The 26,724-nt window shown below is 34.4% G+C and carries 20 protein-coding genes; 15 read left to right on the top strand and 5 right to left on the bottom strand.

Features of this window, described 5'->3' with window-relative positions; genetic code table 11:
* Window positions 1-110 precede the first annotated feature (110 nt).
* Window positions 111-2,057 carry a metallophosphoesterase family protein gene (locus ASF10_RS22855; protein WP_056254759.1) on the top strand — a complete coding sequence of 649 codons (1,947 nt, stop codon included), beginning with the start codon at window positions 111-113 and terminating at the stop codon, window positions 2,055-2,057.
* Window positions 2,058-2,429: 372 nt separating this feature from the next.
* Here the strand turns inward: ASF10_RS22855 and ASF10_RS22850 are convergent, their stop codons facing one another.
* The gene (locus tag ASF10_RS22850; protein ID WP_056254876.1) at window positions 2,430-3,491 is read right to left on the bottom strand and encodes a phosphatidylinositol-specific phospholipase C1-like protein; all 1,062 of its coding nucleotides are present in this window, start codon (window positions 3,489-3,491) and stop codon (window positions 2,430-2,432) included.
* Between the two features lie 267 nt (window positions 3,492-3,758).
* Here ASF10_RS22850 and ASF10_RS22845 point away from each other — a divergent pair, with 267 nt between their 5' ends.
* From ASF10_RS22845 to ASF10_RS22825, 5 genes are all read left to right on the top strand, one after another.
* On the top strand, window positions 3,759-4,283 hold the full coding sequence (locus ASF10_RS22845) for an RNA polymerase sigma-70 factor (RefSeq protein ID WP_056254756.1): 525 nt from the start codon (window positions 3,759-3,761) through the stop codon (window positions 4,281-4,283).
* Between the two features lie 83 nt (window positions 4,284-4,366).
* Window positions 4,367-5,290: a FecR family protein gene (locus ASF10_RS22840; protein ID WP_056254754.1), complete on the top strand. Its 924-nt coding sequence runs from the start codon at window positions 4,367-4,369 to the stop codon at window positions 5,288-5,290.
* 75 nt (window positions 5,291-5,365) lie between these two features.
* Window positions 5,366-8,650, top strand: coding sequence for a SusC/RagA family TonB-linked outer membrane protein (locus ASF10_RS22835; RefSeq protein WP_056254751.1), 3,285 nt, complete (start codon window positions 5,366-5,368; stop codon window positions 8,648-8,650).
* A 3-nt stretch (window positions 8,651-8,653) separates the two neighbouring features.
* Window positions 8,654-10,423: a RagB/SusD family nutrient uptake outer membrane protein gene (locus tag ASF10_RS22830; RefSeq protein WP_056254748.1), complete on the top strand. Its 1,770-nt coding sequence runs from the start codon at window positions 8,654-8,656 to the stop codon at window positions 10,421-10,423.
* 390 nt (window positions 10,424-10,813) lie between these two features.
* The gene (locus tag ASF10_RS22825) at window positions 10,814-11,188 is read left to right on the top strand and encodes an STAS/SEC14 domain-containing protein (protein WP_056254873.1); all 375 of its coding nucleotides are present in this window, start codon (window positions 10,814-10,816) and stop codon (window positions 11,186-11,188) included.
* A gap of 258 nt (window positions 11,189-11,446) precedes the next feature.
* On the opposite strand, the gene ASF10_RS22820 is transcribed toward ASF10_RS22825, so the two are convergent.
* The 3 genes from ASF10_RS22820 to ASF10_RS24295 form a co-directional block, all read right to left on the bottom strand.
* On the bottom strand, window positions 11,447-11,728 hold the full coding sequence (locus ASF10_RS22820; RefSeq protein ID WP_056254746.1) for a hypothetical protein: 282 nt from the start codon (window positions 11,726-11,728) through the stop codon (window positions 11,447-11,449).
* Between the two features lie 30 nt (window positions 11,729-11,758).
* Window positions 11,759-12,157, bottom strand: coding sequence for a hypothetical protein (locus ASF10_RS22815; protein ID WP_056254743.1), 399 nt, complete (start codon window positions 12,155-12,157; stop codon window positions 11,759-11,761).
* Window positions 12,158-12,747: 590 nt separating this feature from the next.
* Window positions 12,748-12,897: a hypothetical protein gene (locus ASF10_RS24295; protein ID WP_157849080.1), complete on the bottom strand. Its 150-nt coding sequence runs from the start codon at window positions 12,895-12,897 to the stop codon at window positions 12,748-12,750.
* Between the two features lie 358 nt (window positions 12,898-13,255).
* On the opposite strand from ASF10_RS24295, the gene ASF10_RS22805 reads away from it, so the two are divergent.
* Window positions 13,256-15,406, top strand: a complete 2,151-nt coding sequence (locus ASF10_RS22805) for a catalase (protein ID WP_056254738.1) — start codon at window positions 13,256-13,258, stop codon at window positions 15,404-15,406.
* Between the two features lie 134 nt (window positions 15,407-15,540).
* Complete coding sequence (locus ASF10_RS22800; RefSeq protein WP_056254736.1) at window positions 15,541-16,197, top strand: DUF6766 family protein; 657 nt, start codon at window positions 15,541-15,543, stop codon at window positions 16,195-16,197.
* A 64-nt stretch (window positions 16,198-16,261) separates the two neighbouring features.
* Here ASF10_RS22800 and ASF10_RS22795 read toward each other — a convergent pair whose 3' ends face one another.
* Complete coding sequence (locus ASF10_RS22795) at window positions 16,262-18,505, bottom strand: histidine kinase dimerization/phosphoacceptor domain -containing protein (RefSeq protein WP_056254734.1); 2,244 nt, start codon at window positions 18,503-18,505, stop codon at window positions 16,262-16,264.
* A 515-nt stretch (window positions 18,506-19,020) separates the two neighbouring features.
* Here ASF10_RS22795 and ASF10_RS22790 point away from each other — a divergent pair.
* The 7 genes from ASF10_RS22790 (at window position 19,021) to ASF10_RS22760 (ending at window position 26,658) form a co-directional block, all read left to right on the top strand.
* On the top strand, window positions 19,021-20,916 hold the full coding sequence (locus tag ASF10_RS22790; RefSeq protein WP_056254730.1) for an amidohydrolase: 1,896 nt from the start codon (window positions 19,021-19,023) through the stop codon (window positions 20,914-20,916).
* A gap of 11 nt (window positions 20,917-20,927) precedes the next feature.
* Complete coding sequence (locus ASF10_RS22785) at window positions 20,928-21,365, top strand: DoxX family protein (protein ID WP_056254727.1); 438 nt, start codon at window positions 20,928-20,930, stop codon at window positions 21,363-21,365.
* Between the two features lie 2 nt (window positions 21,366-21,367).
* A complete protein-coding gene (locus ASF10_RS22780; RefSeq protein WP_056254725.1) occupies window positions 21,368-21,841 on the top strand; it encodes a Dps family protein in 474 nt (157 codons plus the stop codon).
* A gap of 5 nt (window positions 21,842-21,846) precedes the next feature.
* Window positions 21,847-22,527 carry a YoaK family protein gene (locus tag ASF10_RS22775; protein ID WP_056254722.1) on the top strand — a complete coding sequence of 227 codons (681 nt, stop codon included), beginning with the start codon at window positions 21,847-21,849 and terminating at the stop codon, window positions 22,525-22,527.
* A 23-nt stretch (window positions 22,528-22,550) separates the two neighbouring features.
* Entirely contained in the window at window positions 22,551-23,564 is a 1,014-nt protein-coding gene (locus ASF10_RS22770; protein ID WP_082472495.1) for a sensor histidine kinase, read from the top strand.
* Between the two features lie 11 nt (window positions 23,565-23,575).
* Window positions 23,576-24,943, top strand: coding sequence for a sigma-54-dependent transcriptional regulator (locus ASF10_RS22765; RefSeq protein ID WP_056254717.1), 1,368 nt, complete (start codon window positions 23,576-23,578; stop codon window positions 24,941-24,943).
* A gap of 134 nt (window positions 24,944-25,077) precedes the next feature.
* Window positions 25,078-26,658 (top strand): sigma 54-interacting transcriptional regulator, encoded by a 1,581-nt coding sequence (locus ASF10_RS22760; RefSeq protein WP_056254714.1) that lies wholly within the window; start codon window positions 25,078-25,080, stop codon window positions 26,656-26,658.
* The last annotated feature ends 66 nt before the right edge of the window (window positions 26,659-26,724 follow it).

Below are 26,724 nucleotides of genomic sequence, written 5' to 3'. Positions count from 1 at the left end.
ACAAAAATTATCATTCCGTAACAATACGATAAAGCTATTTCAGGTTTTAATGTATAAAATTGCAAATCGTTTTAAAACGTTTCATAATCCCATTTGCAAAAGCTTAACCTATGATTTCTAAAATTAATTTTCCTTATAAATATTGTTTTACTTTTCTGTTTTTCATACTATTTAACGTTGCTGTTTTGGCACAAAAACAAAAGAATCCTGAAGGCGTTCAGGTTGCTTTTTTATCTGATGTTCATCTGCAGGATTTATTCGGAACATTTTCTGATAGTGATTATAAAGGTATTTTGAATACGAAAACCGGAAAATATACGTTAATGAGAACAATGGCATCTCAGTTACATTCGACCAGAATTTTCAATGAGAACTATTTTGCTTTTATTGCAGCTTTAGAAGATATCGCAAAAAGAAAGATAAAATATGTTGCACTTCCGGGAGATTACACAGATGATGGTCAGCCGATTCACGTAAAAGGATTAGAGAAAATTTTAGAAAAATACAGCAAAAAATACCATATAGAATTTTTCATCACCACAGGAAATCACGATCCCGTTGGACCTTTTGCACAAGAGTCCGGTAAAGAAGATTTTTTAGGAAAAGAAGGAAAAAGTCAACCCATTTTTAGCAATGAAGGCCTGTATAAGCCAAACTTAACAATCGAACAGCCTGTAGTTATTACCGCCGATATTGCTAAAATGGGTTATTTAGGAATCACAGATAATCTGAAAGACTTTGGATTTTATCCCAATAAAAAATACAAATTCTGGGCAACTCCGTTTTCATCGTATACCAATCAAAATTATAGTTTCGAGAAAGCCTCTCAGGCAGCTTTATTATCCAATCGGGTTTATAATGTTGCACCCGGATTTGAAGTTCCGGATGTGAGTTATGTTGTAGAACCTATTGACGGACTTTGGTTAATGGCAATCGACGGAAATGTTTATATCCCGAAGAAAAATGATGGCGATCCCAAAGATTCAAAAAGTTATTCTGAAGCCAGTACGGGTTATAACAATGTACTTTCGAATAAAAAACACCTTATAAAATGGGTCGAAGACATTTCGGCGCAAGCCAAACAACAAGGCAAAATGTTGATCGCCTTCAGTCATTTCCCTATGATTGATTTTAATGATGACGCTTCTGCGGAAATAAAAGAATTATTAGGACCAAATAAATGGCAATTGAACCGCGTTCCGGTCGAAGAAGTTGCGCAGGTTTTTGCAGATGCGGGATTAAAAATTCACTTTGGCGGACATATGCATATTAACGATACCGGAACCAGAACTACCGCAAAAGGAAATACATTAGTAAATATTCAGACGCCATCTTTGGCAGCTTATATTCCGGCTTATAAATTATTGACAATCAAAAAAGACAATCTGGTCGACATTCAAACTATTACAATCGATGAGGTTCCGGGATACGATGAACTTTTTGATTTGTATAAAATGGAATATAAATTCCTCGAAAGTCAAAACACAAAAGACATTTGGAATATCGATATCCTCAAAACGAAAAGCTACCATGATTTTACCGATTTTCATCTAAAGGAATTGGTTCGATTGCGATTTCTGGCAGATGATTGGCCTGCTGCTTTTAAGAATTTTATCCTGAATGTTTCCGGAGAAGATTTATTGGTTCTGGCAGCGATTCAATCTGATAAGGATTTTGATGTGATCCTGAAAAACAAAGAAAACTTCAAAAAAGAATGGACAGAAGCGGAAAATAAATTAGAGAAACTTTTATCTGAAAACAAGCTAAAAAAGCAGGATTTCAACTGGACAGGTTATGATCTTCTGGTCGATTTCTACCGTTTTAGAAGCGCTGATGAATTGGCTTTAGTGGATGTTGGAACCACAAGAGCAAAACAATATAAAGTATTATCTCAGTTGTTTTTCGAAAACCATAAAGAAGATATATCTAAAGAAAAATTGCTGCAAAACCAAACGAGATTGTTTTTAAGCATCTTCAATAAATTCATGCACGAAGTTCCGGCAGATCATTTTATTGTTGATTTGAAAACGGGAACGATTACTAATCTTGTAAAGTGATTTTACCGCAAAGTAATGGCACACGGATGACACGGATTCGCTATCGCGAGAACACGGATTATCACGGATTTTTTTTATTCTCATTTTTTGTCATTGCGAGGAGCGAAGCAACCACATTTACCAGATCAAAATTTGCGGATTATTAGTGAGGTTGCTTCGCTCCTCGCAATGACAATAGGTGCGTACAAAAACAAAAAAAATCCGTGACAATCCATTCAAATCCGTGTCATCTGCGTGCTTAAAATATGCAATAAAAAAGTTCCAAGTTTTACATTCCAACAAAACTTGAAACAAAATAATAAACCTGACAGGTTTTTAAAACCTGTCAGGTTTAGCACCGGAAAAACTGATACTGAAAACTGAGACTAAAAACTACTCAACGCCATTTACAGGATTCACCCTCACATAAGTTCCATCATCATATTTTATCTGATAAGGAGAACTAAAAAGAGTACTTGGCAAATAATAATCTGTAGTGATAACCTGAGCACCGGATTTCTTGGCTGCTTCAAAATGAGTGTAATCATTTGCTCTGGCTTCTTTAGTATCAGAGTCGGCGCGGGTTCTTATGATATATCCTTTTTTTACCAAACTTGTGATTTCAGGATCTTCAGAGTTGTTGCGGAATAAAGTTGCGGCTTCTGGTTTTCCGGGTTCGGCGTTGATGAAAACGGCGCGTCCTTTTAAGGATGGATGATTTAGCGCGTACAAATCTCTTTTGGTTCCATTATTATCCAAAATGAATAAAAACTTGCCTTTTGCTTTTTTCAAAGTTGGCCAATTGTTATTCAGAACAGCTTCTTCGAGCGTTTTGTATTTTCCTCGAACCATATCCGGTGTAATCAATTTATTCCCTAAACCTTTGCGAAGTTCTGCATCTAAGGCATCAAACAATTCCGGCGTGAATTTCTCCGCTTTTGTACCTAAGAAGCTATCGTCATCTTTTGGTTCCAAAGTAATAAAAACCGGAACGTGATCCGGATTGGCATCAGACCATTTTTTTAATTCTGCAAGGCAATTTTGAAGCGTGTAGCAGGATGTTCTGAAATCAATATCAATCATATGAAAAACTTTGAACCCCGGCTTTTTCATTTCTCCATTGGGATCATAAGCTTTTTCAGATTTTGCAATGTCCAAACCTTTTGGGTGTGCATATTTTCCGCCTTTGGGATCACCCTGAACATCGATTTCCAAATTTCGTAAACCTTTATTTAATTGGTCTGTAATCGAAATATGTGTGTATTGCAAGCCTTTTAGGGAACGCGAAGTATCTTTTGCCTGAATGAGATTGTATAAATCCGGTTCAATATTCTGGCGGTAACTATTGTGTGAACCAATTACCTGGATTTGATTAATCTTTAAATTGTCGCTTTGCGCATAAGAATTACAAATTGCTGCACCGGCAATTAGTACTGTAAACAGAGTTTGTTTCATAATTGTTTGAATAGGAATTACTGAAATAGAAGTGGGATTTGGCAAATGAGAAGTTTGCCTTTTTGAGAATACTAAAGTAGAATCAAGATCTGATTTTTGTGTTAGTTAAAAAAAAAGAAATCGCAAACTAAGTGTCATTTTTAATCCAAAAAAGTAGTATTAATAAAACAAACGAATTGATTCCTTAATTTAAAGATAACCTTCAGGAAAAAAACAATGGTATTACATTTTATTATTTTACATCACGAAACAGTCCCCAATTTTGTTATGAAGAACCCTGAAATATTTGAAAAAACGTATACTGATTACTGGAAAAAGCTAAATGCTTTTTCGTATACGATGACTCAGGATAAAGACTTGGCACAGAACATTGTTCAGGATGTTTTTATTGATTTATGGGAGCGAAAAGACGATTTGAATATAAATGCAATCGAACCTTATTTATTTCGTGCGGTAAAAAACCAGGTTTTCAAACATTATCAAAATAACAGGTTTGATAAGACGATTCTGGAGGATAAATTTGAAGATTACATTATCGATAATTTTACGTCGATAGATCCGGAAATTATGGATGTACTCTATTCTTTATTAGAGCAGCTTCCGGAGAAAAGAAAAGAGGTTTTATTGATGTACAAATTTCAGGATATGTCAATTGACCAGATTGCTGATGAACTTGGAATCTCTAAACAAACCGTCAAAAATCAAATTTCGTCTGCTTTAAAACAATTGCGCGAAGGCTTGAAAGACCTTGCCTGGCTTGCTCCGTTTATTATTTTGAACCAAAAGTTTTAAGATAACTTTCTGTTAATGGTTTCATAATATTTCTCGATAGTACGATTTTGCATTTCTGGTACTTATTGGTAATAACAAGTATTATGATAAGAAGAATCAAGCATAGCTTAGAACATTTAATAGATAAAAGTTCCCGAAATAAAACATCTCAGGCAGAAGAAAATTTACTGAATGATTTTGCTTTAAATCAATATCAAAACTCAAATTGGGATGAAACCGCAATGGGAAATCCTGAAGAAGTTTCTCATGATATCTACGAAAATATACAATTAAGAATAGGGAAGAAAAAATCTTTTAATCCTTATTTAAAATATATGGCAGCTGCCAGCATTCTTTTTTTGGTTGGTTTAGGTTTTTTCTTTAAACCAAAATCTACAACCGAAAAGCAATTATCATTTAAAACGTCAGATACCCCCAAATCTATCGAATTAAGTGACGGTTCGAAAATTTATCTGGCAGCAAATTCATCATTTCAGTATCCTGAAAAATTTATGGGCGACGAGAGAAAGGTTTCTTTACTAAAAGGAAATGCTTTTTTTGAAGTTGCCAAAGACAAAGAACATCCTTTTATAATTACTTCCGGAGAAGTAAAAACGAGAGTTGTGGGAACTTCATTTCACATTCAGTATTCGAAATCAAAATGCGAAGTTATTGTAGTGACCGGAAAAGTAAATGTTTCTACAAAAGGACAAAACGTTGATTTGGTGCCTAATGAAGAAGCTTTGTTTACGGCACAAAAATTAACCAAACAACTGGCAGAGAAATCCTTTTTGGTCAATTGGTACACTACAGATATTACTCTTAATCAAACAACACTAAAACAGGTAATTACCATTTTACAATATAAATACGGAGTTTCATTTCAATACAATGACGAGCGTGTATTGGCAACTCCGCTAACGGTATTCATTAAAAAGGATGCGACGTTAGAAAGTGTTTTACAACAAATAAATTATATCACAAACCTAAAATTTAAAGTTTATGACGAAATAGTAAGAGTGGATTAAAAACAAAAAAAAGCAGTTGCTGAGAACAACTGCCATTATAATTAAGTATCGTAAAAAAAACCAATAACTTAAATCATGTATTTTAAACTTACCTATTTAAATCTAAAGAGAATCGTCTTTTTAGTACTGGCGTTACTGGCCGTTCAAAGTGGTTACAGTAAAACTAATTTTTCTGGAGAATCAAAAGTAAAAAATAAAATAGAAAAAGCTACTCTTGTTTCTATTTTTTCAAAATTGACACAACAAACGGACTATAAATTTAGTTACGGACAAGCTATTATTGCTGATAATACTGTTTATACTGTAAATTATACGAATGAATCTATAGCTTTAATTTTAAGTGATTTATCTAAAAAAGCAAGTTTCAATTACAGTATTAATGGCAAATTAGTTTTAATTCAGAAAACAATTGCTCCTAAAACAATTAGCAATAAAGTAGTTGAAAAAGTTAAGGTAAAAGGTAAAATTGTTGACGAAAACAAAGTGCCTATTCCTGGTGCAACCATTATGGAAACGAGTTCTACAAACTCAACAGTTTCTAATTTCGACGGAGAGTTTGATCTTACTGTTGGCGAAGGAAAAACAATCGAGGTTTCATACATGGGTTATAAAACGAAAACCGTTGTGGTGCAAAGTGGTTTTATGACAATTCAGTTAGAGCCAAATACGGCTGAACTAAATGAGGTTTTGGTTGTAGGTTATGGTAAACAATCTAAAAAAGATGTTACCGGAGCTGTAACACAACTTGAGGCAGCAAATTTTAAACAAGGAATCAATATTTCTCCTGATAATTTATTGCAAGGAAAAGTAGCCGGAGTTCGTGTTGTAAGTACAAGTGGAGAACCGGGAGCAGGTGTAAACGTTACAATTCGTGGAGTTGGATCTATCAGAAGCGGTAGTACACCTTTGTTCGTAGTTGATGGTGTGCCGTTGGCAAATGACGATGTGAGTCCGTCAGGAACAAATGTTGGTTTTGGAGCATCTGCGGCTAAAAATCCTTTAAACTTTTTGAACAGCAGTGATATCGAATCTATTACGGTTCTTAAAGATGCATCTGCAGCAGCAATTTATGGTGCGAGAGGATCTAACGGAGTTGTTTTGGTTACGACTAAAAAAGGTTCTAAAGGCGAAGGAACTTTGACTTTTGATACGTATACAGGACTTTCGACTGTGGCAAATAAACTGGATGTTTTAAGTGCAAGCCAATATAGAGGCGCAATTAAAGAACCTGCTTTTGATCATGGCGGAAACACAGATTGGCAAGATGTAATTTACAGAACAGCAGTGACAAAAAACAATGCATTGTCTTTCTCTAAACAAACAGAATCTGGTAATTACTATGCATCTGTAGCGCAGATGGATCAGGAAGGTATTGTTCGCAATAGTAATTTCAAACGTATGTCTGGTAGAATTAATGCTGCCGAATCTTTTCTGGATAACAAACGTTTAAAAGTAAAAGTGAATCTTACCGCTAGTGAAACTAAAGATGATGGAGTTCCTACAAGTGATGACGGAGGTTCTAACGGTCAGTTGATTGTACATACTTTGATGGCAAACCCAACAAGATCAGTTTATGATGCAAACGGAAAGTTTACCAACTTTAACATGAATGCGCATTATAATCCTGCTTATTTATTGAGCATCTATGAGGATCAAACACGTACGTTGAGAGTTTTAGGAAATCTTGAAGCTTCGTTAAGAATTGTAAACGGATTAGAATATAAATTAAATGTTGGTATTGATCGTTCTACGGCAGAAAGAAGCACGACAATTTATCCAAACGTTACAGATTTAAATCCAAAAGGAAAATACGTTCAGAATAATTTAGATTCTAAAAACTCTTTGGTAGAACATTATCTAACGTATAATTTATTACTGGACAAACATAAATTTGAAGTTCTTGGAGGTTTCTCTTATCAAAAATTCGAAAGATCAGGAACAAGTTTCAGTATCGACGGAATTTCTGCGCAAGGTGTTGGTATCAAACCATCTATTAATCCTGGTTTTGCAGGAACACAATCCGGAACTACGGGTTATGCTCAGGAAAACGAATTGCAATCTTATTTTGGCAGATTAAATTACACGTTCAACGATAAGTATCTTTTAACTGCTTCGATGAGAGCTGACGGATCTACTCGTTTTGGTGATAACAATAAATACGGTTACTTTCCTTCATTTGCTTTAGGATGGAATGTTGCTAAAGAAAGTTTCTTAGAAAATGTAACGGCTATCAATAACTTAAAGTTAAGAGCGAGCTGGGGACAAACAGGAAATCAGGAAGTTCAAAACAAATTGACTAAAGCAAGTTATTCGTTATCTGGTCCGGATGGATATTATTTATATGATGATTTGACTTTGGTAAACGGTGTTTCTGTAACCAGAACAGCAAATCCTGATTTAAAATGGGAAGTAGTTACACAATACAATTTAGGTTTAGACTTCAATTTATGGAGTGATAAATTGTACGGAACTTTAGATTATTTCAATAAAACAACTACAGATGCAATCTTAAACGTTCCTTCAAGTCCTTTGAAACCTACAACAACAGTTTGGACAAATATCGACGGAAAAATCGTTAACAAAGGTTTTGAATTTATGTTAGGTTCAAAATTAGTTGATACGAAGAATTTTACCTGGAATATCGATTTGAACGGTGCAACTTTAAAAAATAAAATAGAGGACTTGCCGGTTTCAGAAATCTTAACAGGAACTATTTCAGGGCCTGGACAATCAGGAGTAAATGCTAATATTTACAAAAGCGGATATGCAGCAGGTTCATTTTATTTGTTAGAGCATATTGGTTTTGATGATAAAGGCGGAAATATTTTTAAAGATCAAAACGGAGACGGTAAAATCGATAACAGCGACAGAATAATTATCGAAGGTGCATTGCCTACTTTTTACTATGGTTTTAATAGTGATATGAGATACAAAAACTTTTCGTTTTCATTCTCAATCATTGGTCAAACCGGAGGTTATTTGTTGAATAATACAGGATTGAATGCATTAAATATCAATAACCTGGCTTCTGACCGAAATGTTGCTACAGGATATTATGAATCTGGTGCAAACGCAACAAACTCACCAATTCTATCAACCTTATTCTTAGAGAAATCAGATTTTATCAGATTAAATACAGCGCGTATTGGTTACAATTTTGATCTGAAAGGAGTAAACTGGTTAAACGGATTAACACTTTATGTAACAGGTCAAAACTTAATAACAATTACGAATTATACAGGTTACGATCCGTTAATCAACAGTCCAAAATCTAACGGAGGAAACCAATCTATTGGTATTGATTACGCTAGTTATCCAACTTCGAGAACGTTCAGTTTCGGAGCAACTTTAAAATTATAAATCATGAAGACAAAGACATTTTTCAGCATAAAAATTATAACTATATTTTCTTTTCTTTTTCTATTAAACAGCTGTACAGATCTTGATGAAGTTGTATTAGACGAAAAATTAGGAACTGACGCTACAGATCCTGCAGGCGCACTTGCTGCCGCTTATGACAGACTTGGAGACGGAACTTTCGTAGATCACGGAGCAGTTTTTGCCATGCAGGAATATACTACAGACGAAGCTATTTTGCCAACTCGCGGAAGTGACTGGGGAGATGGTGGAAAATGGAGGGACATGCACGAATTTACCTGGACATCAAGTAATGCTATTATTGTGGGTAACTGGGATTTATTGACAAACGGAATCACGCGTTCTTTGACCGCAATTAAGTCAGCAGAAGAAACTTCTTTTACAGAGAAATCATTATTTCTGGCAGAATCAAAAGCACTTTTGGCTTATTATACCTACACGACATTAGATCTTTACGGACAAGCACCATTTAGAGATCCGTTGAACGTAGATGCGCCTTTGCAAATTTTAAAAGCAGAGACTGAGATTGATAAATTAATTACGGATGTAGAAGCTTTATTACCAAATCTAGCTGACATTGGTTCGCAAAGAACACACCACGGAAGATTTACCAAACAAGCTGCTTATGCTTTTTTAAGTACGATGTATTTAAATCGTGCCGTATTTAAAGACCGTTACAACGCAACATCTGCTTTTAATTTTAATGAGCCGGCAGTTGCAGGAAGCACAGGAACAGATATGGACCGTGTTATTTATTATACATCACTATTGATAGATTCAGGAAAATTTAGTTTAGAAAGTGATTTTTTCAAAAACTTTGCAAGAGATAATGATAATGGTAAAGAACTTATTTTTGCCATTTCTCAAAAAATAGATTATATCCGCAACGGTTCAAACAGTTTTGCTTATGTATGTATGGAGCGTAACCAGAGAACATCTGCTGCAAACAGAGGAACAAATGCTGCTTGTACAACTCCTGAATTTTATGCAACATGGGATGGTAATCACGATGATCCAAGATTCGAACAACATTACCAATATGCTGATGGTACATGGTTTATGAACAACGGTACAGATGTAAGTGTTCCTGCAACAGATATCGTACCTAAAAGCAGCCCGGCATTACCTTGGTTTCACTTTAACAGAGGAATTCAGGCTGGACTTCAATACGGTCCAATATTATTAGCTTCAGGATCTCTTGAAATGATAGGAAACCGTATCAAAGTTTCTCCATTAGTTATGGAAAAAAGTACCGGAACAAGAATGAATTTTACGCCATCGTTAACATTTGCAGATCCTAGTAAATCTGTTTTTGCCCAAAACGAAATCAATCAGGGAGCGCGTGTTTTTAAATACGAATTTGATCCAGAAGGAGGAAACGGAAACAGTAATGTTGATATCCCGTTATTTCGTTTAGGAGGAATTTATGCCATGAGAGCCGAAGCTTATTTTAGAAAAGGAAACACAGGTTTAGCATTGATCGATCTTAATAAATTGCGTACAAGCAGAAAAAGAGAATCATTATATGCAAATGCTCCGGGAAAAGCACTTACAGCTGTAGATTCAGAACAATTATACAAAGAATTAGGTTTCGAATTATATTGGGAACTACAAAGAAGACCACAAAGTATTCGTTTTGGAAAATTTGACTTAGCAGGAACGGCAAAAGTTGCTTCACAGCCTTTTAGAAGAGCATTCCCAATTCCGCAAACCGTTATTGACCAAAAGGTATTCAAACAAAATCAAGGATATTAAAAAATTTGTGTTAGTTTATTTTTTATTTTTTTTACAAAAAGCCTGTTTCGAAAGAAATGGGCTTTTGTTATTTTAATTCATAAATTTTGAATCCTGTTCCAATTGTTTCAAACAAAATCCTGTTGTTAGACGCACTGCTGTGCGTCTCTACGGAAAATCTTTGTCAATATTAATCACACAATACAAATCGTTACAATAAAAAACCTCTGTCCCTTTGCAACTTTGTTCCTTAGAACCTTTTAAAATCCAGATAGTTATAATATAAAAATCAGATGAGATGTTATAAGGGACGTGATAAGTTCTATAATTAAATTTGAAAGTAATTTTCGGCACTTAAATGAAAATTCAGAGAATGATAAAATTAGAAACAATTCAAAAAAAGAAAATAAAATGATACATCAAATCGATACAACAGACAATATTGTAGCTTTTAGAGCATTAGCAGAAGTAACCAAAGAAGATTTTTTACGTGTAGTAGTTCCTTCTGTCGAACATTTGGTAAAACAAATTAACGAAATCAACTTTTTGTTGGTTTTAGATACAGACATTCAAAACTTCACAGCAGGAGCGTGGCTTCAGGATGCTTTATTAGGACTAAAACATCTTGGAAAATGGAACAGGGCTGCAATCGTAACAGATTCTGAGGAAATAATCACTTTCACAAACGGATTTAGTTATGTAGTTCCGGGAGAATTTAAAGGATTTAAAAAAATAGATTTCAACAAAGCCCTAAATTGGGTCGAAGGAAATATCCAGGTTAAATAATTCGGATATATTATTTTGAGATGCAGCAATTTTCTTTAGGGATTTTATTTGCAACGCAGCAAAAGCCAAAAAACAAAAAAAGCCTGTAATTAATTACAGGCTTTTTGATTATAATACTATTTGGTAAAATAACCATCAATTCACTAATCTTTAGTAGCTGATGATGTAGCATAATCCCATGAATTGATGGCTAACCAATATTTGTTTTTATTTGTTTTTTACAGAGTCTGAAATCTGAAAGCAGAGCCTCTAACAAATTTAGTGATTATATTCGATACCACTGCTTTCGTTTAACTCTCTTTTTGCTTTATTTGTTTTAGAAATTTGCTTGTAAAATGCTGAAGCCAATAATGGTAAAGCAAGACTTCCTACTATGGCACCAGCTTTATTTTGACCTGCTTTTTTTAATACAGCACCAGCTATTAGTGAACCTACTCCCGCACAAACTAAGTGTTTTACAGAAAGATTTGGTATTTTGTTTCCTACTGTTTCAGGCGTAATTCCGTGCAATAATGGGTCTATAAAATTTAAATTTTCCATGATTTGTTTAATTTATTTAGTTAACTATTATTATGACGATAGTTTTTCACTATCATTTTCATTCTCAATTTTTTCGATTTCTACTTTTTCTTTTTTAATGGCCTGTCTTAATAAAGCAAAAAGGCTCATATAAGCATTTGCTACAAAAACCAGCGAAAATCCTGCCAAAATGTAGCCGCGCCAATCATTTAGCAAAAGTTTATAATTACAAAGGACTAAAAAAGCAATTGTGACATAATGGCTAAAACAATATTCGCAGGTAAAGAGATAAAATGCCTTTCTGGCTAAAATTGTTCTATCGTTTTTAGAATGTTTGACACACCATTCACGAGGCTCTTTAAATATTTCTTCATGCGTGACAGTCCAGCTAATGCAAGCTATTGGAATAGCGAGAACAAATAACCAGATAAGTTGAATTGTAATATCCATATAGACAAATTAAAAATTTTTAATCACTTTTTGTATTCAAAACAGATATTTTAAAATTACTGCAATTCAATCTATTAAGCTTATATAGTTTTAATTTTTTATTATAAAATTTCAGTACCGATCATAAAAAAAATAACCGTTAAGTTTTAAATCCTAACGGTTATCTAATAGTAATATTTCATGATCTAAAATTTTTCCGGACTAATACTCGGAAAAGGATCATGCGAAACTTCATCAATATCGCGTTCCAGATTTCTTGAGATTTCTTCTTCTTTTTCTTCTTCTGAATCATCGTCATCCAGATCTCCGTCTTTTTCTAATGAATCATCTAAATCTTCCGGATCTTCATCATTTGTAATTTGCTCCTCATCATTTACGATTGGCTCTTCGCCCGGATTATTTTCATTTCTGTTATAATCATTCGTTTGGTGATTGACATCGTCTATAAATTCTTCCTGAACTTTATATCTATTGTCTTTATTGGCATTTTCTTTATCGATAAGAGTATCTAAGTCCTGATTAAAATCACGGTTTTCTTGACCATAATTTTGATTTTCTCTATTTTCTATTATACTATAATTTAGAATTAATTATTTTTTTGCAGTTGCAGGCTTTTTTTCATCCTTTGCATTTGGTTTAGTTTCTCTTTTTGGAGACGTTTCTTTCTTGTCTGTTTTTTTATCTGTAGACTTTGCACCTGATGTTGCAGTGCTGCTGTTTTTTTGATCGGTAGTTTTCATAATAGCTTTTTCATAAGGTTATTATACAAATCTACTTCCTAATACTTCCTGATTCCTTACAGAAAAATAAAATCTAATTGTATAATTAACAGTTAATTATAATGTAAGTATTTGTACAAATAATATAACTTTTTTCAAGAGAGGTACTACTATTTTTTAAATTAATGTTATTGCTGATTTTCAAATGTTTAAATGATGTAATCTTTGTGTATAATCATGTAAGCACTTGGTTTTATAGAAAAGTAAATTTGTCAGGCTTGTTACAGTTGATAATTCTCAAAATGCTAATGATAACTAGAGAATTAGAAATACTGTTTTTTTTAAAACTATTTAAAAATCCTAAACAACTATCAAAAAAATGAAAAATTCAAAGAAACCAAGTCAGGATCACGCTGATGATAAGCAAAGAGATTTAGAGATCAATAAATCAAATGCTGACAATCAATTTTTGACTACCAATCAAGGAGTAAAAATTAACGACAACAACAACTCATTAAAAGCTGGTGAGAGAGGACCTTCGTTATTGGAAGATTTTATTCTGAGAGAAAAAATTACCCATTTCGACCACGAACGCATTCCGGAAAGAATTGTTCATGCGAGAGGATCTGCAGCTCATGGATATTTTGAATTGTATGATTCTATGGAAAAATATACAAAAGCAGGTTTCCTTAACGATAAAAGTATCAAAACCCCCGTTTTTGTACGTTTCTCGACCGTTGCAGGATCAAGAGGTTCTACAGATTTGGCACGTGATGTGCGCGGATTTTCGGTTAAATTTTACACACAAGAAGGAAACTATGATTTAGTAGGAAACAATATGCCGGTATTTTTTATTCAGGATGCCATGAAATTTCCTGATTTAATTCATGCCGTAAAACCGGAACCACATCATGAAATGCCACAAGCAGCATCAGCACACGATACTTTCTGGGATTTTATTTCGTTAATGCCGGAATCTATGCACATGATAATGTGGGTAATGAGTGACAGGGCGATTCCAAGAAGTTTAAGAATGATGGAAGGTTTTGGAGTTCATACCTTTAGATTTATCAATAAAAATAACGAATCACATTTTGTAAAATTTCATTGGAAACCTAAATTAGGAACACACGCTGTTGCTTGGGATGAAGCACAAAAAATTTCAGGTAAAAATTCAGATTTCCACAGACAAGATCTTTGGGAAGCTATAGAAGGAGGAAATTTCCCTGAATGGGAATTAGGCGTACAAATTGTTCCGGAAGCTGATGAACATAAATTTGAGTTTGATCTTCTGGACCCAACTAAATTGATACCGGAAGAATTAGTTCCTGTACAAATTATAGGAAAAATGGTGCTGAACAAAAATCCGGATAACTTTTTTGCAGAAACAGAACAAGTTGCTTTTCATCCCGGACATGTTGTTCCCGGAATCGATTTCTCTAACGATCCATTATTACAAGGACGTTTATTTTCGTACACAGATACACAATTATCAAGATTAGGAAGTCCTAATTTTCATGAAATTCCAATTAATCGTACTGTTGCGCCAATGCACAACAACCAGCGAGACGGACATATGCGTCAGGAAATTCCAACTGGGCGAGTAAGTTATCACCCTAATTCATTAGGCGGTGGTTGTCCGTTTCAGGCAAAAATAGACGAAGGAGGTTTTAGTAGTTTCAACGAAAGAATCGATGCTCAAAAAATCCGCGAAAGAAGCGAAAGTTTCTCAGATCATTTTAGTCAGGCAAAACTTTTCTTTAACAGCCAGACGCCAATAGAACAAAATCATATTGCAGACGCTTTGTCTTTTGAACTTGGAAAAGTAGAAACAAAAGCAATCAGAGAAAGAATGTTGGGATTAATCTCTAAAATAGATAAAAATCTTGCTGCAAAAGTAGCAAAAGCTTTAGGGATGACTGTACCAACAGAACTTGAAAAACCAATTAACCACGGAGTTGGAGCTGATGATAACGGAAAACATGAACCAACGGAAGTAAAACAATCTATTGAAAGTTCTGATGCGTTAAGCATGCTTAAAAATCCAACAATCTCGAATACAATTGCCACCAGACAAGTTGCATTTTTATGTGCAGAAGGTGTAAATGCCGACTCAGTAAAAACGATGAAACTGGCTCTTAAAGATGCTGGAGCAAAAGCAGTAATTATTGCACCGCATTTAGGAACTATCGTTTCAGAGGAAGGTCTTGAAATTCCGGTAGATCAAAGTTATCTTATCGCTTCATCTGTTTTATTTGATGCCGTATTTATTCCTGCAGGAAAAGGAATTACAGCACTTAAAAACAAGAAAGAAGTTGGCGAATTTATAAAAGATGCTTACCACCACTGCAAATTTATTGCTGCCGAAGGTCAGGGAGTTCAAGTTCTGCCGTTAAAAGATGATGTTCATAAAGATGCCGGAATCTTAACAAGCGAAAAAATAGGAGATAAAGCACTAGCAACTTCTTTTATAAAAGCAATGGGAAGACACCGTTTCTGGGAAAGAGAAGACCTGCTAAAACAAGCATAATTCTTAAATCTCATATAAAATTAAAATAAAAAGAACACGCAGAAATATAGCTTTCATATAAAATTGAATACCTGTATTTCTGTGTGTTTCATTAAAAACAGAATTGATGAAATGTAATTTTTAATAAGCAAAACATGAAAAAATTTTTATACCAAAACAGTCTGTCTATTGTGTTTCTGTTACTTTTTATCGGAGCCTTTTTTGGCCAGGTATTTTTTGGTATTGATGAATATAACAAAGAGCTTATAGAAAATGGCGGTCATGCAGTTACGATGAGTGATTATCTGACCACCGGACATTTTATCGAATCTACTTTTGAGAATTGGGAAAGTGAGTTTTTGCAAATGGCTTTATTTGTATGGCTTACTATATTTTTAAAACAAAAAGGATCATCAGAATCTAAAGGTTTTGACGGAAAAGAAGCGGTAGATCGTGAACCTTCTCCAGAACGTAAAGGCGCGCCATGGCCTGTTAAAAAAGGTGGCGTTTGGTTATGGCTTTATAAAAATTCATTGACCATAATTTTATTTTTGCTGTTTTTTGCTTCCTTTGCCCTCCATTTTTACGGCAGTTTCAAAGACGAAAATTCAGCGAATATGCTTAAAGGAAATCCACAAATTTCTTTAGCAGACTATTGGGGAGAATCCCGTTTTTGGTTTGAATCTTTTCAAAATTGGCAAAGCGAATTCCTTTCTGTTTTTGCTATTATTGTATTGTCCATTTTTTTACGTCAAAAAGGATCTTCACAATCCAAACCCGTAGATGCGCCACATAGCGAAACGGGAGAATAAAATAGTATTGCTCGGGCAATTGATGCCGTTTCTGAACTGATTCTGGAAGAAATTAAATAAAAGGTTATTTAAAATTAAAAGCATAATCGTAAACAAACGTTATCCTTATTTTTAAACCATTAGAATTTATAATTTCAAATTTTCCATTAAGATCCCTGCTTAAACCTTCTATTAATTTCATACCAAGCGAATTGTATTTAGAAATATCAATTTCGCCTTCGATTCCTACACCATTATCCGCAATTTCAAGTCGGAAATAATCATCCTCAAAATGGCTTAATGTTACCGTAATTGTCCCTTTTTCCTCATTTGGGAAAGCATATTTTATAGCATTCGTAATTCCTTCGTTCAGGATTAATCCAATCGGGATTGCTTGCGAAACGTGCATTTCGATGTCTTCAACAGCAACAACAAAATTATAATTTACAGGATAACTATCTTTCAAATGACTTATAAGTTCCTTTATATATTCAGGCATTTTAATACACGAAAGACCTTCTGACTGATACAAACGCTGGTGAATCAATGACATCGAATTTATACGGTTCTGACTTTCTTTTATCGCCATAACTGCTGATTCATCTTTTAGAAAAGACGATTGTGTATTTAGTAAACTCATCACAACCTGCAAATTATTCTTTACCCTGTGGTGAATTTCTTTTAGCAGCCATTCTTTTTCCTGAACCACATTTTGCAGGATTTTATTCTTTTTCTCGATTCGGTTTTTACTAGCCTCCAGTTTTTTATTGCTTTCTTTTTTATTTTGATATCCCCTAAAAATTAATCCCGTAATAATAAGGACTAAAAACAAAACCAGACCGGCGATTAGTTTTGCCACTTTATCACTTTGGATTTTAGCTTTTTGCAGCGCACTTTCTTTCGTTAATAATTGAATATTCTGATCCTTGTTTTCGGTTTGAAATTTTACTTCCAGATTCGAAATCTGATATGATTTTACCTCATTAAAAAGACTGTCTTTTATTTTGTGATAGTTTTTAAGACTGCTAATCGCTGACATGTAGTTGCCGGATGCAGAGTCGAGCTTAAACTCCATCAAATAACCATTCATGATGATATTGATATCCTTAATTTTAGCAGATGTAGCTTTATTTATTTGTTGATATTTTAAACCCAATTCATAATTTTTCATCTTAAACAAATGACTTATAATCGTATTGTTTACCTCAAAACTGGAAATTTGCAGTAAGTTTTTTTTGTTCTTTTCCTGAAGATACATCACTTCATTACAATATTTATCAGCCAGTTTTAGATTGCCCAAAGCGTCATAAACATTAATCTGACTTATTCTGTACCAGATCAAATCTCGGTCGTCTTTTATTTGTTGGGATTTAAGTTCAGTATCTAAAAAGAGTTTAGCTTCCTTCAGCTTTTTTAGCTTTAGCATTTCTTTTATAATCGAATTTGCGATATAAAAATTCATGTAATCAGGAAAAACCTTCAGGCTTAAAGCAAAAGACTTTTTGTGGCATTCAAGCGCTAATTCATAATTTTCGACATAATAATAGGCATATCCCAAATGATTATAATCGTCTGCCATAAAAAAAGCATCCTTATTTCTCTCGCCATATTTTACCGCAAGCTGACCATATTTTATTGCTTCCTGATATAAACCCAGTTTAGAATAAGTTTTAAAAACCTGACTGTAAAAGTTTTGCAGATCATTGCTGCCAATAGCTGTATATATTTTTTTTGCTTCGTCGTATTTATGAAGTGCCTCTTTAAACTCGCCCAGATAATAATAATGCGCACCAAAATAGACCAGAAGATCTGCCATCTTTTTTTTCTGACCCGCTTTTTTAAAAGCAGCAAGGGCTTTTTCTATATTCTCAATCCTTATTTTAAGACCAGTAGTATTTAATTCATAATAATTGGTAAGTTCAAGATAAGCTTCACCTTCAAGCCAGTCTACTTTATTTTTTTTGGCAATCGCAAATGCTTTGTTCAGTTCCTTTCTTCCTTTTTCAGGGTTTTGACCTTCTCTATAAATCTGAGAATACAAAACATAACTCATCCATTTTCCTCTCTTAAAATTAATTTTGTCGCTTAGTAATTCAGCTTCCCTGGCCACTACATAACTGCTGTCCATATCAATTTTGAGCTCACCAACTTTCTTTACATAATAAAGACTTAATTCCTGAAGTTTTAGAACACGAACAGTATCATTCAGTTTTTTTTCTAATTCCATTTTCAGGATATCACCTTTTTGTCTGGCAATTGGCTGAGCCGATACAATAAAGCCAAATTGAAGGAAGAGAAATAAAATACCGGTTCGTATTAATTGCGACATAATAAAGATTGAATAATTGCTTTCAGGTTTTTTTTTTAATTTGAAAAATACAAGTACAAGACTTAAGTAAAATAAGGTATTCTTACCAGAAAAATCAAAGTACAGAGAGGCAAAGCTAGGTCATTTTTAAGTTAAAATTGCTATCACAACAAGAAACCCGGCACAATTATATTTTAAAGAACTGAGAATTAAAAAAGTGTAGTATTAATAAAAATTCAGTTGATTTTTTAAGTAATAAAGAACCTCAAATCTTCCGCTTTCTCTTTTTTAAGAAGAGAATAAGTTGATTAAATATCACCAATTGAATTTATTGTACTTTAAAAATTATCCACATTTAATAAATCAGTCACAAATTAACGATATATCGTAAAAATAAATCACGGTCAAAACCGTAAAACAGTTGTTTTATAGCGGGTTAAATTTTTAGGTATCTTTATTGTAAGTTGTCAAAACACAATCGAAAGCACAAAATACCTGATAAATAAGCTCCCTAATAATCAACTAAGAATTTTAATATGAAAGCAGATATTATTTTATTCAACGGAAAAATACATTCTTTCGCCACCATCAATAAAACCGCTAGGGCAGTTGCCATTAAAGACGGTAAATTTATTGCTGTAGGAAGTGATGCTGAAATTTTAGCCTACAGTCAACCTGATACAAAACTGATTGATCTTCATCAAAAAAGAGTTGTTCCCGGAATAAATGATTCGCACATTCATTTGATTCGCGGCGGATTGAATTATAACCTTGAATTGCGTTGGGATGGTGTTCCGTCATTAGCAGATGCAATGCGAATGTTGAAAGAACAAGTCGACAGAACGCCATCGCCGCAATGGGTTCGTGTGGTAGGAGGCTGGTCTGAGTTTCAGTTTGCCGAAAGACGAATGCCAACCCTTGACGAAATCAACGCAATAGCGCCAGAAACTCCGGTTTTTATCCTGCATTTGTACGATCGTGCTTTCCTGAACCGTGCAGCGCTTAAAGTAATTGGTTTTACAAAGGATACGCCTGCGCCACAAGGCGGCGTGATTCAAAAAGATGCAAAAGGTGAACCAACCGGATTAATTATTGCTTCGCCAAATGCCATGATTTTATATTCGACACTGGCAAAAGGACCAAAACTTTCCTACGAACACCAGATCAATTCTACACGTCATTATATGAAGGAACTAAACCGTTTTGGGATCACAAGTGTGATCGATGCCGGTGGCGGATTCCAGAATTATCCTGACGATTATAAAGTCGTAAACGAGCTTAATGAGAAAAAACAGCTTACGGTTCGTATTGCGTATAATTTATTTACCCAACGCCCAAAACAGGAATTTGAAGATTTTGACGAATGGATCCAGGAAGTAAAACTGTATCAGGGCGATGATATGTACCGCCATAATGGTGCAGGGGAAATGCTGGTTTTTTCGGCAGCAGATTTTGAAGATTTCCTACAGCCAAGACCGGATCTTCCGGAACATATGGAAGCCGAGTTAGAAAAAGTGATTCGGTTACTGGTTGCCAATCGCTGGCCTTTCAGACTTCATGCAACTTATAACGAAAGCATTACCAGATTTTTGAATGTATTCGAAAAAGTAAACAAAGAAATCCCGTTCAACGATTTACCCTGGATATTTGATCACGCAGAAACGATTGACGATCGCAATATCGAACGCGTAAAAGCGCTTGGAGGCGGAATCGCGATACAAAGCCGAATGGCGTATCAAGGGGAATATTTTACAGAAAGATACGGTGCAAAAGCAGCCGAAAATACACCGCCAATACAAAAAATGCTCGACATGCAAATTCCCGTTGGCGGAGGTTCTGATGCGACACGAGTTAGCAGTTACAATCCGTGGGTTTCTATGTATTGGCTTACCGCGGGTAAAACCGTTGGAGGTTTGCAATTGTATAACGAAAGCCGTTTGAGCCGTGATACCGCTTTGCAATTGTATACGAGAGGAAGTGCGTGGTTTTCGCAGGAACAAAATAAAAAAGGAGATATTCAAACCGGAATGCTTGCCGATCTTGTCGTTCTGGATCGTGATTATTTTACGGTAGAGGAGGAAGATATCAAAAATATAGAATCGGTTTTGACAGTTGTAAACGGAAAAATTGTCTACGCAAAAGGAGATTTCTCTTCTTTTTCGCCGCCATCAATCCCAATACTTCCGGATTGGTCGCCAACGAATATCTATAACGGATATTATCATGCCGAATCTCATAATAAAAGTGCCATCGACATTAAACTTCAAAAATCAAATTCAGCCATAAACAATGCGGCACAACAAATTCATTGCTGTTCCGGAAGCTGCGATGTTCATGCGCACGATCATAATGCGGCACGAATGAGTAATATTCCGGTAAACAATTATAACGCATTCTGGGGCGCTTTAGGATGTTCATGCTTTGCTTTTTAATACATAAAAATATGGAAATAATTAAATTATTGCTTTTTTCAGATGTTGGGTCAGACTTCAACAACATCGCTTTATTGGTGTTTCGAATTTTAGTAGCTATTGAATTGTTTCGGGTTCACGGCATGAAAAAATTCAAGTTAGAAAACGGAGAACGCGAACATTTACCCAATCCGTTTCATTTGCCGGAAAAACTAAATAGTCTCGTTGCAGCATTTTCAGATACCGTTGTGCCTGTTTTTTTAGTGTTGGGATTAGGAACCCGTTTGTTTCTTTTGCCCACAATTGGCGTTACAGCCGTAGGTTATTTTATCGTGCATAAAAAAGATTCTCTTGAAGTCAGGGACGTTCCGTACATCTATACCATCACATTATTGTTTTTACTCGCATTAGGAGCAGGCAACTATTCAGTAGATTATTACATTTTAAATTCATTAATACAAAGCAATTAAGCATGGAAACTCAAATTGGAATCAAGCAGGAAAACATCTCAAAAGTAGTAAATTCGTTATGTCAGATCCTGGCAGATGAATTCATTCTATACACCAAAACCAGAAAATCGCACTGGAATGTTGAAGGAGATGATTTCTACAATAAACATTTATTTTTTGAAGAACAATACACGCAATTAGACGAAATCATTGACGGAGTTGCAGAGAGAATCAGAATGTTAGGTCATTATGCACCAGCAACATTAAAAGAATTTCTGGAACTAACACACCTTTCTGAGCAAATAAAAGAGAAAAACGACAGCAAAGGATTTATCAAAGAATTGCTTATCGATCACGAAAGTATTATCATGCACTTACGTGAAAATATCACGGTTTTTGCCAACGATTTTCACGATTTAGGAACAAGCGATTATATCACAGGACTGATGGAAACACACGAAAAAATGGCGTGGATGTTACGTTCACATTTAAGATAAAAATTATGGAGCAGCCTAAAAGCATTTGGTACATTACATTATTGCTTACCTGTATAGCAGGATTTTGCGATACACTGACTTTTGTTGCCGCAGACACCTTATTTTCTGCCCACGTAACGGGTAACTTTATTGTATTTGCCTATCAGGTAATTAACGGAAATGATGTTTATGCCTGGATCAAATTACTAACATTTCCCATATTTATCCTTTCGGTAATTATAGGAGGATATATAGCTTCGAAATCCAGCTTAAAATACAGGATATTATTTTGGGAAGGATGCATTTTAACACTAAGCGGCCTATTGTCTGTTTTGTTTTATTATCTTGAAATCCAGAATTTATGGACCATGTATTGCATCGCCATGTTAATCGTTTTTGCCATGGGATTGCAGAATGCTTTTGGAAAAATTTTCAGCAAAGAAACACACGGACCAACAACCATGATGACCGGAAATGTAACTCAGGCTGCTCTTGATATTGGTACATTGCTAAAATCAAAATTCAAAGATTCGAACAGTCAGTTAAGCTTTAAAAAACAATTTGTTACCATTGGAGGATTTTTATTGGGCTGTTTTTTAGGCGCTATTGCGGGTAAAAACTGGGGATTAGTTCCTGTTTTGATTCCCGGGATTTTTATGATTTTTTGCTATCTTAAAAATAGAACGGTAAAAGTAGATCCTAAATAATGAGTTGATCAAAAACGGCGGCGATGATGTACAAAAAGTGTTGTTTTAATAGAATACATATCCATTTTTGGTTTGTGATTTCGTTATTAATCACCAATCAAAGTGTTTGCACACAATCCAGAAAAATCGAAATCAACACCATAAAAGCACAGGTTTGCTGCGGAATAAACCATTCAGAAAAAGCACTTTTAACGATTCTTTCTCATTTTAAAAATATAAACGAAAACCAGTTCAGGAAAAAAAATAGCCTTATAATCCCAATAAGATATGATTTTATAGTAATTCCGGGATTAGTATTTATAATTTTGGGATTGTTTTTCAGGTCCAGAAAAGTACAGCAAAACAACCTTGAGATTTTACAATTAAAAGAAGAAGAAATCAGCAAACGAAATGAAGCATTAAACAAATTATATATAGAAAAAGACTGGCTTTTGAAGGAATTGCACCATCGTGTAAAAAACAATTTGCAAATCGTGATCAGCCTTCTCAATACGCAATCAGCTTATCTGGAAAACAAAGATGCGCTTTTGGCGATACAAGACAGTCAGCACAGAATGAATGCCATTTCGCTTATTTATCAGAAAATATACGAAAGCGAAAATCTCGAAATTATCGATATGTGCTGGTACATTCCGGAGTTGGTAAATTATTTGAAAGGCGCTTTTAATACAGATAAAAAAATATCCTATAAACTCGATATCGAATGTGTCGAATTAGATATTTCTCAGGCGATTCCGTTAGGATTAATTTTAAACGAAGCCATTGTAAACGCCATAAAATATGCTTATCCAGAAATGATTCAGGGCGAAGTAAATATCAGGTTAAAGAAAATAGAAAATGAAACCTATCAATTGATAATTTCAGATAATGGAGTAGGAGTTCCGGAACATTTTGAGTTAAAAAACAGAAACTCGCTGGGCATGAATTTAATGCACGGTTTAAGTTCACAAGTTGATGGAACATTCAATATTGAAAACAAAAACGGGCTGACGATTACTATAAATTTCAAGGCAGCAAAAAAGCATAAAAAAGAGTAAGAAGATTGAAAATGAGTGAGAAAATATTAATAGTCGAAGATGAATTTATTGTTGCGAATGATTTAAAAATTATTCTGATGAAAGCCGGCTATGAAGTTTGTGGAATTGCTGCGTCTGTCGATGAAGCGCGTGTTTTGATCGCTTCAGAAAAACCAAATTGGGTTTTGCTCGATATTATCCTCAAAGGTGATCTTACCGGAATTGATCTTGCATGGGAATTAGAAAAAAAGAAAATTCCGTTTTTATACATTTCGGCAAATACCAATCATTCCATTTTAAATGCCGTAAAAGAAACCCAGCCTTATGGTTTTTTGGTCAAGCCGTTTCGAGAACGCGATTTGTTTGTAATGCTTGATATTGCCCGTTATAAATACAATTTCGAAAAAGGAAATGCAGTAGAAAACAAAGACAAGAAAAAGCCTTTAAAAGAAAATAAAAATCTGGAGATTATTGGTAAAAATAAAAAACTCCTTGATTTAATCCAGAAGATCGAAATCGTTGCGCCAACAGAAACTTCGGTTATGATTTTGGGAGAAAGCGGAACCGGAAAAGAAAAAATTGCGCATTTAATTCATGCTTTATCCGCCAATAATACTAAACCATTGGTTGTTGTAAATTGTGCTGCATTGCCGGAATCATTGATAGAATCTGAATTGTTTGGTCATGAAAAAGGCGCTTTTACCGGAGCAGATAATTTAAGAATCGGGAAATTTGAACAAGCCAATGGCGGAACCATTTTTTTAGACGAAATAGGCGAATTGCCTTTAGATTCGCAAGTAAAATTGCTGAGGGTTTTACAGGAAAAAGAAATAGAAAGACTGGGCGGAGATGCAACAATTAAATTGAATGTCAGAATTATTGCAGCCACAAACAGATGTCTCCCGTCTGAAGTTGCAGAGGGAAGATTTAGACTCGATTTGTATTATCGTTTAAATGTATTTCCGTTAGAATTGCCGCCTTTGCGCGATCGTAAAGAAGATATTGAGGAATTAGCGTATTATTTTCTTCAGAAATTTGCGGTACAATCCAAACGAAATATCAATAAAATTTCGGCGAAAGCCTTGCAGCAATTACAAGATTATAACTGGCCGGGAAACATACGCGAACTGGAACATTTGATCGAGAGAAGTATTTTATTGACAGCCGGAAACGAAATCAATGAATTTGATATGATGCAAGATTTCCCAACGCAAAAAAAAGAAATAGATAACGGTATTTTATCGATGGAGGATATGGAGCGCGAACATATTATGAACGCTTTAAACCTTTGCAACGGTAAAGTTTATGGCGCAGGCGGAGCAGCTGAATTATTAAAAATATCGCCTTCGACTTTATTCTCAAAAATCAAAAAACTAAAAATCAAACAAGGATATTTTTAAAGCTTGCAAAATTGAATATTCAGTAATAATAACGGCAAAAACTGTTTTGAATATTTATTACATTTAATCCGTTTGAAAACCGAGATTGCTATTAAATTTACGTTTTATTCTAAAACAAAAGATTCAACTGACTTATGAACAAAACTGAAACCGCGTTGAAAGCAATGCAGGAAAGCGAAAGTGAACATTTTCTTTTGCTTTCTCTCAGCAATAGTTTTGCGCGCTGTTCTAATTATGATGAATTTTTATCGGTTGTAAATCAGGAATTAAAAGACATTTTGGGATTTGATTTTCTGGCAATAGGAACTACAGATCAGCATGAAAAACAATATGAATTGTTTTTTCATAGCGATCAAAAAATTGCAAAATTACATCAGGGATTATTGTATGATGTAGCCGATTGTTATTTTAATGAAGCGCTTCAATCTGCTGATCCCATTATGATTGACTTGATTTTACCACAGCAAAAAAAAATTGTGGTACCTTCTTTTATAGCCAATACCACCGTATTTGGGATACGCGAATTGGTTATTTTACCTTTAGAATATCACAAAAATAATCCTTCGATTTTATTTCTCTTTTTCAAAAAGCCACAAACTCTGGATAGAAACGCAATGCGTTTACTAAAAGCCCTGACATTGCCAATAGCATTGGCTGTTTCGAATATTTTAATTACCCGGAAAATAGAAAATAGCGATCAAAAATTATTCTCTCTAAATTCATTCAGATCAAGTGTTTCAAATATTCAAAAAGACGAAAACAACTCGAAAATTATTGGAAGCAGTGATGCTATAAAAAAGATAAAAATCCTTATAAATCAGGTTGCGCCATCAGACAGCGGCGTACTTATCCTTGGCGAAAGCGGAACAGGAAAAGAAGTTGTAGCCAGCGAAATTCACACTAATTCTGCCAGAAGCGAGAAACCAATGATTAAGGTTAATTGTGCTGCAATTCCGGTACATTTAATCGAAAGCGAACTTTTTGGACATGAAAAAGGAAGTTTTACGGGAGCGATAGAAAAACGAATTGGAAAATTTGAATTGGCCAATAACGGAACTTTATTTTTAGATGAAATAGGGGATCTTCCGCTTGAAATGCAAACTAAATTATTGCGTGTGTTGCAGGAAAAAGAATTTGACCGTATTGGTGGTAAAAAAGCCATAAAAGTAAATGTTCGAATTATTGCCGCAACCAATAGGGATTTGCCTGTAGAAATGCAGCAGGGACGTTTTAGAAAAGACTTGTTTTATAGATTAAATATTTTTCCAATCACCATTCCGCCACTTCGAAACCGTAAAGATGATATTCCGGATTTATGCGGGCATTTTTTGAATAAACATTCCGGTACTAAAAATAAAAACAAGACCTTATCGGCAAATGCCTTAAAAGAAATCATACATTATTCCTGGCCTGGAAACATTAGAGAATTAGAACATTGCATAGAAAGAAGTATTCTTTTAGCAGATGGATCTGTAATTAATGAGGTGAGTTTTTTATCAGATAATGAAAAAATTCTGGCTTCTGAGGTTTATTCTGAATTTCAGATTAAGTCCCTGAAAGAAATGGAAAAAGAATATATTCTAAAAATCATAAAATTATGCAATGGCAGAATCTCCGGTCCAAATGGTGCTGCCGTAAAACTAGAAATTCCATCGACTACATTAATTTCTAAAATGCAGAAACTCGGTATTAAAAAACAGCATTTTTTAGAGTAGTTTTTTCCCACGGATTTGAGCGGGATAAACTGATTTTCGCAGTTTTTCATTTAGTATTTAATCTCA

The organism is Flavobacterium sp. Leaf82, assembly GCF_001422725.1.
GTDB lineage: Bacteria > Bacteroidota > Bacteroidia > Flavobacteriales > Flavobacteriaceae > Flavobacterium.
Note: the sequence above shows the minus strand (reverse complement) of the source record. Positions and strands in the feature narration are given on the sequence as shown.

Coding starts and splice junctions, on each gene's coding strand:
- ASF10_RS22775 (WP_056254722.1), top strand. CDS start 21,847: ATGGAGCAGCCTAAAAGCATTTGGTACATTACATTATTGCTTACCTGT.
- ASF10_RS22790 (WP_056254730.1), top strand. CDS start 19,021: ATGAAAGCAGATATTATTTTATTCAACGGAAAAATACATTCTTTCGCC.
- ASF10_RS22815 (WP_056254743.1), bottom strand. CDS start 12,157: ATGGATATTACAATTCAACTTATCTGGTTATTTGTTCTCGCTATTCCA.
- ASF10_RS22795 (WP_056254734.1), bottom strand. CDS start 18,505: ATGTCGCAATTAATACGAACCGGTATTTTATTTCTCTTCCTTCAATTT.
- ASF10_RS22800 (WP_056254736.1), top strand. CDS start 15,541: ATGAAAAAATTTTTATACCAAAACAGTCTGTCTATTGTGTTTCTGTTA.
- ASF10_RS22805 (WP_056254738.1), top strand. CDS start 13,256: ATGAAAAATTCAAAGAAACCAAGTCAGGATCACGCTGATGATAAGCAA.
- ASF10_RS22770 (WP_082472495.1), top strand. CDS start 22,551: ATGATGTACAAAAAGTGTTGTTTTAATAGAATACATATCCATTTTTGG.
- ASF10_RS22765 (WP_056254717.1), top strand. CDS start 23,576: ATGAGTGAGAAAATATTAATAGTCGAAGATGAATTTATTGTTGCGAAT.
- ASF10_RS22825 (WP_056254873.1), top strand. CDS start 10,814: ATGATACATCAAATCGATACAACAGACAATATTGTAGCTTTTAGAGCA.
- ASF10_RS22780 (WP_056254725.1), top strand. CDS start 21,368: ATGGAAACTCAAATTGGAATCAAGCAGGAAAACATCTCAAAAGTAGTA.
- ASF10_RS22760 (WP_056254714.1), top strand. CDS start 25,078: ATGAACAAAACTGAAACCGCGTTGAAAGCAATGCAGGAAAGCGAAAGT.
- ASF10_RS22785 (WP_056254727.1), top strand. CDS start 20,928: ATGGAAATAATTAAATTATTGCTTTTTTCAGATGTTGGGTCAGACTTC.
- ASF10_RS22840 (WP_056254754.1), top strand. CDS start 4,367: ATGATAAGAAGAATCAAGCATAGCTTAGAACATTTAATAGATAAAAGT.
- ASF10_RS22845 (WP_056254756.1), top strand. CDS start 3,759: ATGAAGAACCCTGAAATATTTGAAAAAACGTATACTGATTACTGGAAA.
- ASF10_RS22855 (WP_056254759.1), top strand. CDS start 111: ATGATTTCTAAAATTAATTTTCCTTATAAATATTGTTTTACTTTTCTG.
- ASF10_RS22850 (WP_056254876.1), bottom strand. CDS start 3,491: ATGAAACAAACTCTGTTTACAGTACTAATTGCCGGTGCAGCAATTTGT.
- ASF10_RS22835 (WP_056254751.1), top strand. CDS start 5,366: ATGTATTTTAAACTTACCTATTTAAATCTAAAGAGAATCGTCTTTTTA.
- ASF10_RS24295 (WP_157849080.1), bottom strand. CDS start 12,897: ATGAAAACTACCGATCAAAAAAACAGCAGCACTGCAACATCAGGTGCA.
- ASF10_RS22830 (WP_056254748.1), top strand. CDS start 8,654: ATGAAGACAAAGACATTTTTCAGCATAAAAATTATAACTATATTTTCT.
- ASF10_RS22820 (WP_056254746.1), bottom strand. CDS start 11,728: ATGGAAAATTTAAATTTTATAGACCCATTATTGCACGGAATTACGCCT.